Annotated in this window: 12 protein-coding genes; 6 read left to right on the top strand and 6 right to left on the bottom strand. The window is 36.6% G+C overall.

What is annotated here, in order from left to right; genetic code table 11:
- The first annotated feature begins 67 nt into the window (after positions 1 to 67).
- Positions 68 to 535 (top strand): hypothetical protein, encoded by a 468-nt coding sequence (locus tag GTK57_RS01610; RefSeq protein WP_163120962.1) that lies wholly within the window; start codon positions 68 to 70, stop codon positions 533 to 535.
- 45 nt (positions 536 to 580) lie between these two features.
- On the opposite strand, the gene GTK57_RS01605 is transcribed toward GTK57_RS01610, so the two are convergent.
- A complete protein-coding gene (locus tag GTK57_RS01605; RefSeq protein ID WP_163120961.1) occupies positions 581 to 1,465 on the bottom strand; it encodes an alpha/beta hydrolase family protein in 885 nt (294 codons plus the stop codon).
- Positions 1,466 to 1,636: 171 nt separating this feature from the next.
- Here GTK57_RS01605 and pnuC point away from each other — a divergent pair, with 171 nt between their 5' ends.
- The gene (pnuC, locus tag GTK57_RS01600; RefSeq protein ID WP_163120960.1) at positions 1,637 to 2,215 is read left to right on the top strand and encodes a nicotinamide riboside transporter PnuC; all 579 of its coding nucleotides are present in this window, start codon (positions 1,637 to 1,639) and stop codon (positions 2,213 to 2,215) included.
- Between the two features lie 14 nt (positions 2,216 to 2,229).
- Positions 2,230 to 2,499 (top strand): hypothetical protein, encoded by a 270-nt coding sequence (locus GTK57_RS01595; RefSeq protein ID WP_163120959.1) that lies wholly within the window; start codon positions 2,230 to 2,232, stop codon positions 2,497 to 2,499.
- On the opposite strand, the gene GTK57_RS01590 is transcribed toward GTK57_RS01595, so the two are convergent.
- Positions 2,496 to 3,551, bottom strand: a complete 1,056-nt coding sequence (locus GTK57_RS01590; protein WP_163120958.1) for a GGDEF domain-containing protein — start codon at positions 3,549 to 3,551, stop codon at positions 2,496 to 2,498. The two genes, GTK57_RS01595 and GTK57_RS01590, sit on opposite strands and share 4 nt — an antisense overlap.
- A gap of 274 nt (positions 3,552 to 3,825) precedes the next feature.
- Between GTK57_RS01590 and def the strand changes: the two genes are divergently transcribed.
- Positions 3,826 to 4,305 (top strand): peptide deformylase, encoded by a 480-nt coding sequence (gene def, locus GTK57_RS01585; RefSeq protein WP_163120957.1) that lies wholly within the window; start codon positions 3,826 to 3,828, stop codon positions 4,303 to 4,305.
- A gap of 60 nt (positions 4,306 to 4,365) precedes the next feature.
- The gene (locus GTK57_RS01580) at positions 4,366 to 4,809 is read left to right on the top strand and encodes a hypothetical protein (protein ID WP_163120956.1); all 444 of its coding nucleotides are present in this window, start codon (positions 4,366 to 4,368) and stop codon (positions 4,807 to 4,809) included.
- A gap of 74 nt (positions 4,810 to 4,883) precedes the next feature.
- Here GTK57_RS01580 and dhaK read toward each other — a convergent pair whose 3' ends face one another.
- Positions 4,884 to 6,614: a dihydroxyacetone kinase subunit DhaK gene (gene dhaK, locus GTK57_RS01575; protein WP_163120955.1), complete on the bottom strand. Its 1,731-nt coding sequence runs from the start codon at positions 6,612 to 6,614 to the stop codon at positions 4,884 to 4,886.
- A 272-nt stretch (positions 6,615 to 6,886) separates the two neighbouring features.
- Here dhaK and GTK57_RS01570 point away from each other — a divergent pair, with 272 nt between their 5' ends.
- Positions 6,887 to 7,249, top strand: a complete 363-nt coding sequence (locus tag GTK57_RS01570) for an endonuclease domain-containing protein (RefSeq protein WP_163120954.1) — start codon at positions 6,887 to 6,889, stop codon at positions 7,247 to 7,249.
- Positions 7,250 to 7,373: 124 nt separating this feature from the next.
- On the opposite strand, the gene GTK57_RS01565 is transcribed toward GTK57_RS01570, so the two are convergent.
- From GTK57_RS01565 to metH, 3 genes are all read right to left on the bottom strand, one after another.
- Positions 7,374 to 8,099, bottom strand: a complete 726-nt coding sequence (locus tag GTK57_RS01565) for a hypothetical protein (protein ID WP_163120953.1) — start codon at positions 8,097 to 8,099, stop codon at positions 7,374 to 7,376.
- A gap of 1 nt (position 8,100) precedes the next feature.
- Positions 8,101 to 8,541, bottom strand: coding sequence for a hypothetical protein (locus GTK57_RS01560; protein ID WP_163120952.1), 441 nt, complete (start codon positions 8,539 to 8,541; stop codon positions 8,101 to 8,103).
- Between the two features lie 87 nt (positions 8,542 to 8,628).
- Positions 8,629 to 12,315 (bottom strand): methionine synthase, encoded by a 3,687-nt coding sequence (metH, locus tag GTK57_RS01555; RefSeq protein ID WP_163120951.1) that lies wholly within the window; start codon positions 12,313 to 12,315, stop codon positions 8,629 to 8,631.
- Positions 12,316 to 12,664: the final 349 nt, after the last annotated feature.

Below are 12,664 nucleotides of genomic sequence, written 5' to 3'. Positions count from 1 at the left end.
GTTAATTTGCATAAATCATGTACATTAAAAAGGGTGTAAGCCGTGAATCAATATCGTGGGTACGCTTATGGTTAAATTACTAATTATTATTGTTTTTATTATTTCTGCTTTTTCATTTTGGAAAGTTTTTTGTAAAATTAAAATCAACCAAGCTTTTAAATCTAAATATTTTGCAAAGCTCAATGCTGTCAAAGTGTCTGTGACAAAAGCATCAGCACACACGTCTCCAGAAATTGTTGAAGTTGTGGATGAGTATGAACAACAACTTTTTGATGATGTCGCAACGATTTTTTTAGAATCTAAAACACATGACATGGCAAAAACAAATGCAGTAAATATTCAAGAAAATATTCTCAGCAAAATGCCTATTCAAACACAAACAAGTTTAAGAAATTTAGATTTAGAAGAATGGTCAATTTATTGGGGGTTTTATCACCAATCTTTAGAATATTACGTGGGACGTTATGGCGTGTTTATTACCCATGTAGATCGAGATGGGTTAGAGCACCAATACACTTATCGTATTCAAGATTAATAAAATGAACCATTAAATTTTAGTGATTTACACGAGTCAGCATATTTAGGCTAAGCACATTTCATCGAATGTATTAATCATCGATTGCCAAATTTTTTCCGATCCTTTGCGGAAATATCCCATATGCCCAATTTCCTTTAATCCATATTGCTTCGCTGTAATATCAATGTATTGCACTGTGGTTTTTGAGTAATGTTGCATAAATGCATGACGAGATTTAGGTAAAGCCCAAGCATCATCTAAAGCAGCAACCGCAAAGATAGGTGTTTTTACTTGAGCATATAAATCGAATAGATGTTTTTGATCTGGATCTCCAAAAAAATACGTTGGATTTTTACACCATTTTTTCCATTCTGTATAAACACCTTTGGGTAAATCTGCCCCCATATTTACTTTGCTCCACGCTAAATAGCCCGAATGTGCAACCATAGGTGGGAAAACAATATTCCAAACAATTTGAACTTTAATTCTTTCCTTTAAAGGCATATAGCCATGCCAACCTGCACCTGTTCCAAAACAATACATCGCCTTAATGTGATGATGATTTGATGCAAGCCCCAAGGATTGTCCGCCATAAGAATGCCCAACCATAAAAAGATCTAAAGCTTCTTGTTTTAAATAATTGATTGCACCAGATAAATCGAGCCGTCCCCAATCTAGGTAAGACATTTCAGAGCCTTTTAAGCTTTTAGGCGCAGATTGAGCAACACCGCGATAATCGAAACATAAAACTTGATAGCCTGCTTGCATGGCATATTCAGCAAAGCGTCTGTAAAAAGTTTGTGGAACACCTGTTGCACTTGCAACGAGTATTTGTGCTTTAGGTTTTGGTGGAGAATAAAGTGTGCCTGTAAGTATGTAGTCATCTAGGGCAGGGAATTGAACGGTGTTTACATACTCTTTCATTTGATGAGTCGCTATATTATTCATTCTTTAATCCCTGAATTTGTTTTTTATGTACTTTCACTGTTTTACTCAATTGCTAGATTGAAGTCAAAACTCACAAGTTCATCACTGTATCCAATTAAAATTACACGAGAATACTTGAGAATTAGTTCAAAAATTTGATAATGATCAGCATGCTTTCTGAATATTGAAAATATGTCGCCTTTAGAAGTTTTTGCCGTAATTATTAGTGTAATTGGTGTGGTTCTGACAATTCGTCGTCATATGTGGTGTTGGGGTGTAAACCTCATTTCTTATGTTGTTTATGGCTACTTATTTTTTGAATATAAGTTGTATGGCGAAACCATTTTACAAATCGTTTTTGTGTTCTTGGGGATGTATGGTTTTTATCATTGGTCTAAAACCAAAAAACAAGATCATGAAATTAGAATTGAACCTATTGCTGCTCAAAAAGTTTTATTTCATATAATAATTACTGCAATAGGTGGTTTAATCTTTGGTTTAAGTCTGCACTATTTTACCGATGCAGCATTACCACTTTTAGACTCTCAACTTGCTGCATTTAGTTTACTTGGAGCGTATTGGACAAGTCGAAAACATATCGCTACATGGGTGCTTTGGGTATTTGTTGATATTATTTATACAGGCATGTTTATGTATAAAGATTTATACCTAACGGCGGTTTTATATGCATCATTCGTGGGCTTGGCAGCATGGGGATGGCATCAATGGACGCAAGTGCAAAACAAACAAAATCAAGTAATCATTGAATAATTTAAAGGGATAGGATGATTTTGGATTTCGATCAGTTTAAGAAAGAACAGTTTCTCGCTGTAGCATCTAAAATTAAAGCTTCTCCTCATTTATATTTAAATTTCGATACTGTTGCAGACTTTTATCAAGCTCATTTTTTAGATGAATTTCCAAGAGGAACAACATGGTCTGCAACAGGTTTAGATGATGGCGCAGAACAGTTTTATGCCGTAATCGAGTTTAAAGACTTGGTGATTAAAATCAGTAAAACTGATTTTGTAGAAATTACGGTTAATTGGGTTTAATCTTCGATTGAGAGATGGGCAGATGTCCATTGAATTTGGTTTCGACCCGAATTTTTTGCTTGGTAAAGCTGTGCATCTGCTTGATGCAATGCCTCTTGAAAAAGGTTCTGATCTTGGAAAAAACTTATACCAATACTAATACTTAAATAAATAGCATTATTTTCATGTTCTAATGGTGTCGATGCGATGGTTTCACGAATACGTTCTGCTACGCATAGTGCAGTATCAGTTGATGTGTCTTGTAAAAAAATGACAAATTCCTCACCACCAATACGTGCAATTTCATCATAACGACGAACTGCTTTTCGCATAATATGACTTACATGTTGTAAAGCCAAGTCACCAATATAATGCACATAAATATCATTAATTTTTTTAAAGTGATCTATATCGCAAATGAGAAGCGCATTTTGTGAGTTAGGGTGAGGTTCTAAATGCTCAATGATTTCATTGAAGGCACGTCGATTGAGTAAGCCTGTAAGTGGGTCAATATTGCGTTCATATTCAAGTTTTCGGATGGAATCTCGAATAGAGCATGCACACAGTAAAATAAAAATGAGACTGGTAAAAAATAGAATGAGAAATTGAGAACTTGCCCAAATAAAGGGAAAATCTTCTAGGCTTCGGTTGTTCTTTATCAGACTTACAAGTACAACTGCACGAATAGAAACTGCCAATATAGAACCCGATAAACTGAGCTTTAATAGGCGTTCTAAAATATGCGTATGTTTAGCATTTATAAATGGTTGAGCGTTATTAAAAAGTATAGCAATGGTGGCTAAAGCAATTGCAATAAAGCGAACTGCTAAATTTTGTTCTATATAAGAGTAATATCCAACAGTGGAAACGGTAATGGTTAAAACAAGGGTTAAAAATTTCCAAGAAGTTTTGATTCTTAATCGTTTATACACCGCATGAGTACATAAAATAATGCTAATTAAAAATAGTAAGGTGATGAATGGTGCAAATAAAAAAAGGTCATTTGGAAGTAATGCTGTTTGTATCAGTTGTGCAAGTGCAGAGATAAAAATAGCAGAGCCAAACCATGTCATTTCAATTGATACAAGTTTCTTTGTGCGTAATATAAAAATCAGAAATGATGTCGCAAAAAGAAACAGCGGAATCAATAGGCTGAAATAATTCAATCCGTTAAATGTCATGGAAAAATACATGTGAAATTTTATTTATTATATCAATAGCTAAGTTATTGATGTTTTCCATTGGTCATAATTTAAATGGTATTTTTTAATGGTTTTAATTTGAAAAAGTGATAATTTTATAACTTATTATCTTCATTGAAGTTTGCGATTAATTGAGCAATTGTCTATGACTGAAATTTTAAAAGTCGCACAAAAGGGCGAAGCTGTTTTAGCTTTACATGCAGCTGAAGTAAGTATGCAAGAGTTTGGTTCAACATGGTTAAATGCGCTTGCAGATGCGATGCATGCCACCATGCTTGCGCGTAATGGCGTGGGTATTGCAGCACCACAAGTGTACGTATCTCGCCGTGTGATTATCGTTGCTTCACGACCAAATATTCGTTATCCAGATGCGCCTGAAATGGACGCTATTGTGATGATTAATCCTGAAATTACTCAGCGTTCAGATAGGCAAGTATTGGGTGAGGAAGGTTGCTTGAGTGTGCCTAATGAAAGAGGGCAAGTTGCAAGAGCTGAAGTGATTCGAGTGAGTTACCAAACTTTAGCGGGAGATAGTGTAGAACAAGAATTTTCAGGTTTTCCTGCACGTATTGTGCAACATGAAATAGACCATTTAGATGGTATTCTTTTTGTTGAACGAACTTAATGACATTTATAAGTGGATATATGTTGTAGATAGGGCTTAGAAAATTAGAGTGAATATAAAATGACAGACCAAAATATGCTCCAATTTTCACTTTCTTTAGATGATATTCAAATATCTGATCAAGCACAAAATTTTGAACTTTCCCAAGGTTTAAGTGATATTCAGAAACAAAGCATACGCCGTGGATATGTTGATGCTTTGGCTATTGAGAATATGATTTATGTGATTGAAGAAATTTTAGAAAAAACTCATATTGATCATAAAACTCAGCACTATGCGCAAACATCAGATATGTTTATAAAGGAATTATCTGCAATATTTTTTAATTCAGATATGTGTATTGATCAAATTAAGTTGGAACATGCATTTAATGAGTTTATTGAACATACTGAATATTATGTAAATAAAGTCGGAGATGAAAAGATTCATCTATTTATCTACTTTGTTTTTATTCGAGAGATGATGCATCATTTAAATATTATTGAAATTGATATTTTACCGTAGGATTTTTTCTGTAAATACCCTGTGATTTTCTAAAAAAAAGCCTCGAACAAATCGAGGCTTTTTTAATAAAGATCTTATTTAATATGCTGTGCAATGTCTGTGAAAATCACGCCTAAACCATGAGCACCTGCATCAGGATAGCCTAAGCTACGATCACCAACTGTACCTGCACGTCCCATACGTGCCACAATTTCTTTAGTCGATTCTGCACCTTGAACGGCAGCCTGTGCACCAAGTACAAAGTTTTCTTTAAATGATTTATCTGTATTTGCAGACCAAGAATTGGCACATGGTACAAGCGCATCAACTAACGTTTTATCACCCACAACCGCACCACGACCAAATGAGCGTTCGCCTGTGGCTTGAATGCCTTTTACTGCATCTTGTAAAAGATGAGCAAAATCTGCAACAGTTAAAACATCTTTACCTTTAACAGCTTTGCTTGCGGCACGGAATGCAGAACCCCAAATTGGACCCGAAGCACCACCACAATGTTCCATAATAATCATTGAACAATTTAGTAAAAAATCATCCATTTTTTCAGCTTGTAAAAGCTCATGCCATTGGCGTTTAAGTTGTTTAAAGCCTTTTGCAACACTCATGCCAAAGTCACCATCGCCCGCGTGTGCATCTAGCTCACAGAATGGTACTTCATTTTTAATGATGCATGCGCTCATGACATCTACTACATAACGCATGTTTTCAATGGTGAATTGCTCATTGCTAATTACAGCATGTTCAGCATGTGTTTCCACATCTGTATTCACTTCACGTTTTACTGTTTCATCTTTTTTTGAAAATTCAAAAGGTAGGGCAGGCGAACCATCCATTTTAAATGCAGGGGTATTTGCTTCAGCATCTAAATAAGTTTTTAGTTCATCATCTACAGCAAGAAGTGAAACCGAAGCACCGTTCATATCGATACTTGTCATGTAATTACCAACGAATGTGCGGTAAATTTTGATACCTTTGCTTGCAAGGTGTTCGCATACATCATTGTTAAATACATACAGTTCTTGTAATGGTGTAGTACCAAAACCATTCACCAAAACTGCAACTTCTTTTAAGTTAGGACGATCTAAAAATAAGTCATCGACAATGCGTTGCGCGAGCTCTTTCGATGGCAAGATTTTTTCACGACGAATACCAGGTTCACCATGAATACCTACGCCATATTCCATTTCGTCATCTGCCAAGGTAAATGTTGGCGTGCCTTTCGCAGGAACGGTACAAGAGGTGAATGCAAAACCTAAGCTTGTTACATTGTCTGCAGCTTTTTGTGCAAGTTCTTTTACACGTGCAAGGTCGTAACCTTTCGTTGCCGCAGCACCTGCAATTTTATGTACAAATACAGTACCTGCAACACCACGACGACCCACCGTGTAAAGGCTGTCTTTTACGGCAATGTCATCGGCTACTTTTACATAATCTACTTTAATGTCGTCATCTGTTGCTAAAGCTGCGCCATTCTGGAAATTCATCATATCGCCAGAGTAGTTTTTGATGATCATTAACACACCTTTGTCAGTTGCGACTTGTGTTAATGCTTTATAGATTTGGATTTGCGATGGGGATGCAAATACATCGCCACATACGGCAGCGTCGAGCATGCCTGTACCTACAAAGCCTGCGTGTGCAGGTTCGTGACCGCTACCGCCACCACTAATAAGGGCAACATTTTGGTGTTTCTGTTTTCGTGAAACAATTTTGTATGATTCATTGAATGCGAGTTCTGGGTGCGCAAGGACGAAGCCTTTGCACATTTCAACGACGATGTTTTCAGCACCGTTCATTAATTTTTTCATGGAAACACCAGTAGTCTAAATTGGGGGGAGATTAAGATTTAATGGCTATTATAAAACGGATTTATTCACTAAGTGGTAAAAATGTTGGATGATGGGTTATGTGATTAATTTTGGTAAAAGTATTGTTTTGTTGAAGCTTGCTGAAATTTATTTTTTAATCCCTCCCAACCTCCCTTTAGAAAAGGGAGGAGTGGTCACGTAATTCATTTGCTACGTGGAATGCCCCTCTTTATTAAAGAGGGGTTAGGGGAGATTCTAAAAAAGAGAAAAAAATGAAACCCTATAATAAAAACTTAAAACAAGCCTCGCGGGATTTACGTAATAACATGACCGATGCTGAAAAGTTGTTGTGGTCACGACTGCGCAATAAGCAAATTTTAGGTTTGCAGTTTTATCGGCAAAAGCCAATCTTAAATTACATCGTGGATTTTTATTGTCCTGCTGCCAATTTGGTCATTGAGTGTGATGGTGATCAGCACTTTACGGATGAAGGATTAGAAGCAGATCAAATTCGTGATAAAGAGTTGGCTCAACTTGGATTAAACGTATTAAGATTTGATAATGGACAGGTGATGGGGCAGATTGATGATGTGGTGGAGAGCATTTATCAATTTATTCAGCAGGAATCTCCCTAAATCTATCTTTGGAAAAAGAGGGACTTCACGCGAATTTGATTGCGGTTATGGAGTCGCGTAGTTCCTCCCTTTTGTAAAGGGAGGTTAGGAGGGATTTCGAATTGAACTGAAACGCATTCAAAATTTAATCCCAATCTAACTTTTTAAAAGTCAACATATAGCCGTGGAAAATACCATCTTGGGTTTCATCTTTTTCTTCTATATTCTCTAAAGTAAAAGAATCAATAATTGATTTACCTTGACCATACGATGTAACAATACATCTCCTATCATCAGGATTTTCAACTAATGCAACATGATTTGCTTTAATCTTTTCAAGATTAACTCTCAAGCATAATTGTCCACAATAGATATGATTTTCAAGATGCTCACATTCAAAAAAAGTTTTATGACAGATTGAACAATTCCCAATTGAAGAGGTAAAAGCTGCACTTAGATAAAATTTTCTTTGGGGGAAAATACTATTTTCGATAGCTTCAAGATGTTTTAAAAAATTATCTATACCTTCATAAGTATTTATTTTGCTAGCAATATTCAAATATTCTTTTGCATCTATTAGTGAATCCCATGCTTTTTTATAATCATTTTCCTCTAGAAATATCCAGATTTTTAATGAAGATAATGAACTATTCAAAAAACATTGCATATGAAAAAGCTGATCTGCTTCATAGCTATGATTTTTCTGGATAGCTTGATATTTCATACTCTTTATATAGTTAATAAAAGTTTTGCAATCTTCTATGGCTATTTTTTTAAGGGATAAACTAACCGTGAATTTGTTATAAATCTGAAACTCGTCTATCTTTTTACAAAATTGTAAGTGAATATCTTTAAAGGTGATGGTGTTCATATTATTTCTTTAAGCTTTCAATTACTTTTTCAATTTCGATGAGTCCATCTTTGGGACCTTCATACATAAAGTTTGAATATTCTGTTTTTGATTTTTGAACAATAATATTTAGCTTAACATTTGGTTCTTTATGACCTTTAAAGTAATCAGATATATAGTTTGAGAGGACATTGAGTGCTATTGATACTAATTCAGGATTTTGTGCCAAGGCGGCTGTTGTAAATAATAAAGTTGGTCCAAACCATTCTATAGATCGTTGTTCTAAGACTATATTTGGTTCTTTTACATAATTAATATTTATGAATTTTTTAGCAAATTTGTAAAAAGAAACTGTTGATGCTACATATATGTTTTGTTCATCTTCTATCAATTCAGGAAGAATCATTAAATCGGAATAATTATCTAAGTTGGTAAGTTGTAAGTCTGTTTGTTGTATTGTCATATGTTTAGAATTTATTTATGTTTAGCCAAAGCTTAACAAAAAATCCCTTCAAATGAAGGGATTTTTTATCAAAATTAGCTGAATCAATTAAGAAATCGAATCATCCAAATTTGGCGCTAACCAACGTTTCGCTTCATCCAAGGTCCAACCTTTACGCTTCGCATAATCTTCCAACTGATCGCCAGAGATTTTGCCCACGTTAAAGTATTCTGTTTCAGGGTTTGCATAATAGAAACCGCTGACTGATGAAGGTGGCCACATTGCAAAACTAGAGGTTAAGAACGTACCAATCTTGTCGGTAGAACCTAACCAATCAAACAATGGCGCTTTCTCAGAATGTTCAGGACAAGCAGGGTAGCCCGGTGCAGGACGAATACCGACATACTTCTCTTTAATCAAATCATCGTTATCTAAAGTTTCATCAGCTTGGTAGCCCCAGAATTCTTTACGAATGCGTTGATGCAAATGCTCAGCAAAGGCCTCAGCGAAACGGTCACCTAAAGCTTGAACCAAAATCGCATTATAGTCATCACCTTTAGCTTTGTATTCTTGCGACATTTCTTCTGCACCAAAGATCGAAACAGTGAAACCACCTAAGTAATCTTGGGCAACGTCTTTTGGCGCAATAAAGTCAGCTAAAGAGTAGTTTGCTTTGCTTGTCACTTTGTCAGACTGCTGACGAATATGTTCAAAGCTATGTGTAACGACCCCATTTTCATCCGTTACCGCAACTGTATCTGCTGCAACACGGTTCGCAGGGTAAATGCTGAATGTTGCACGTGCATCAAAGCGTTTGTTTTCGATAATGTCTTTCAACATAATTTGCGCTTGTTCATACAAATCACGTGCTGCTTCGCCCACCACTTCATCTTCAAGAATTTTCGGGAATTTGCCCGCCAAGCTCCAAGAAATAAAGAATGGAGTCCAGTCGAAGTATTCAACCAATGTTTCTAAAGGATAGTTAGTGAAAGTCTGTGAACCAATGAAGTTTGGTTTTACAGGTGCATTCTTATCGAAATCAATTTTAAAACCATTTTTAACAGATTCAGCATAAGAAAGTTTCGCAGCTTTAGGCTGTTTATTGGCTAAACGTACACGGATTTTTTCATAATCCGCAGCATAGTCAGCTGCCAATTGCGGCTTCATTTCTGCCGATAATAACTGAGTTGCAACACCCACCGCACGTGAAGCATCCGCCGTATAGTACACGCCATCATTTTGATATTGTGGTGAAATTTTCACAGCAGTATGTGCTTTAGATGTTGTAGCGCCACCAATCATCAATGGAATGTTAAAGCCTTTACGTTGCATTTCTTTCGCAACAAAAACCATTTCATCGAGTGACGGTGTGATCAAACCTGATAAACCGATGATATCCACTTTCTCATCAATCGCAGTTTGTAGAATTTTCTCGCACGGTACCATCACGCCAAGGTCAACGATGTCATAACCATTACAACCAAGTACAACGCCTACAATATTTTTACCAATGTCGTGTACGTCGCCTTTAACCGTTGCAAGTAAGATTTTACCTTTAGATTGAGCACCTGTTTTTTCAGCTTCAATAAATGGGTTAAGCCATGCAACCGCTTGTTTCATTACACGTGCAGATTTAACCACTTGTGGTAAGAACATTTTACCTGAACCAAACAGATCACCGACTACGTTCATACCCGCCATTAAAGGACCTTCGATCACATCGAGTGGGCGAGTAGATTCTAAACGTGCTTCTTCAGTATCTTGGTCGATATACGTGGTGATGCCTTTGACTAATGCATATTCAAGACGTTTTGCAACGCTTGCATTACGCCACTCAAGGTTTTCTTCAGCTTTTTGTGCGCCCGCTTGACCACGGTATTTTTCAGCAACAGTCAGTAATTTTTCTGTTGCATCCTGACCGCTTTCACCTTGATTTTGGTTGAGTACAACATCTTCAACGGCAGCTTTTAACTCTGTATCAATATCATCGTAAATCGCCATTTGACCTGCGTTTACAATACCCATGGTCATGCCTTGTTGGATGGCATGATATAAGAACACTGAGTGAATGGCTTCACGTACAGGCTCATTACCACGGAATGAGAACGATACGTTTGATACACCACCTGAAATCATTGCATGTGGTAGGTTTTGTTTAATCCAACCTGTTGCTTCAATGAAGTCCACACCGTAGTTGTTGTGTTCTTCAATCCCTGTTGCTACCGCAAATACGTTCGGGTCAAAGATAATATCTTCAGCAGGGAAGCCCACTTCATTCACAAGTACATCGTATGAACGCTTACAAATTTCACGTTTACGTGCTGCTGTATCTGCCTGACCATCTTCATCGAAAGCCATTACAATAACAGCGGCACCGTACTGACGACATAAACGCGCACGTTCTACAAATTCGTCATAACCTTCTTTTAAAGAAATTGAGTTAACAACAGCTTTGCCTTGAACGCATTTTAAACCTGCTTCAATGATGTCCCATTTTGATGAGTCAATCATGATTGGCACGCGTGAGATGTCAGGCTCGGAAGCGACAAGATTCAGGAAATGCACCATTGCACCTTGTGAATCGAGCATGCCTTCATCCATGTTAATGTCGATGATCTGTGCGCCAGCTTCAACTTGTTGACGTGCAACATCTAAGGCTTCGGCAAAGTTTTCTTCTTTAATTAAACGAAGGAATTTTTTAGAACCCGTAACGTTGGTACGTTCACCTACGTTTACGAATAATGAATCTTTAGTGATGTTAAATGGCTCTAATCCACTTAAACGACATGCAGGTTCAATGTCAGGAATTTGACGAGGTGTAATACCATCAACCGCTTGTGCAATCGCACGGATGTGGTCAGGTGTTGTACCACAGCAACCGCCTGTAATATTAATTAAGCCACTTTCAGCAAATTCTTTAATAAATGCAGCTGTTTCTTCAGGCGTTTCATCATAACCACCAAAGGCATTCGGTAAGCCTGCGTTTGGATGCGCTGACACAAACGTATCGGCAACGTCAGACACGGTTTTTACGTGTGGACGCATTGCATCCGCACCGAGGGCACAGTTAAAGCCAATAGATAAAGGCTCTGCATGGCGCATTGAGTTCCAGAATGCTTCTGCTGTTTGACCTGTTAAAGTACGACCTGAGGCATCTGTAATTGTGCCTGAAATCATAATTGGTAATTCATAACCAATTTCTTTAAATACTTCTTTTACCGCAAAAATTGCAGCTTTAGCATTTAAGGTATCGAATACAGTTTCAATTAAGATGATGTCTACACCACCTTCAATCAATGCTTTAGTCGATTCAATATAATCAACTTTTAAAGCATCAAAAGTGATGTTGCGGAATGCAGGATCATTCACGTTAGGTGAAATAGATGTTGTACGTGATGTAGGACCAATAACACCTGCCACGAAACGTGGTTTTTCAGGTGTTGAATACTTTTCACATGCTGCTTTAGCAAGACGAGCCGCAGCAATGTTGATTTCAGGAACTAAATCTTCCATGTGGTAGTCAGACATTGAAACACGTGTACCGTTAAAGGTATTGGTTTCAATAATGTCAGCACCTGCTTCTAAATAAGCTTCGTGAATACCTTGAATAATTTGAGGTTGTGTAAGGACTAAAAGATCGTTATTACCTTTGAGGTCTGATGCCCAATCTGCAAAACGTTCACCACGGTAATCTGCTTCTTCTAATTTATGGCGTTGGATCATGGTACCCATCGCACCATCGATAATTAAAATTCTTTTGCTAAGAAGCTCTTTTAGGGTGGCAAGTGTAGACATTCAAACGTTCTCAGAAGGAATTAAAAAACGGTAATAATCTTAACAGATTAGCATATTGAATTCTGCGCTGCTTTCGTCAGAAAGTTGGATATAGATGATTTGAAAAAGTTATAAGACAAAGAATGTATTTTAATCAAGTTTAATAGGTTAATAGTTCAGCAAAGTAGGGGAGTTTATTTAATGACTATTTGATTAAAAGTTACACAAAGTAACAAATATTATTTATTTAAAAAGATAACAGATTTAAGTACTTAGTTTTAATTTAATAAAATAACTACTCAGTCACAGTATTTTTAATTAAAAGTGGTTGATTAAATAATAAACGATAATAAAATGAGTTATAAATCAC

This window comes from Acinetobacter portensis, from assembly GCF_010646905.1.
Classification (GTDB): Bacteria; Pseudomonadota; Gammaproteobacteria; order Pseudomonadales; family Moraxellaceae; genus Acinetobacter; species Acinetobacter portensis.
This window is presented reverse-complemented; position numbering and strand designations above follow the sequence as displayed.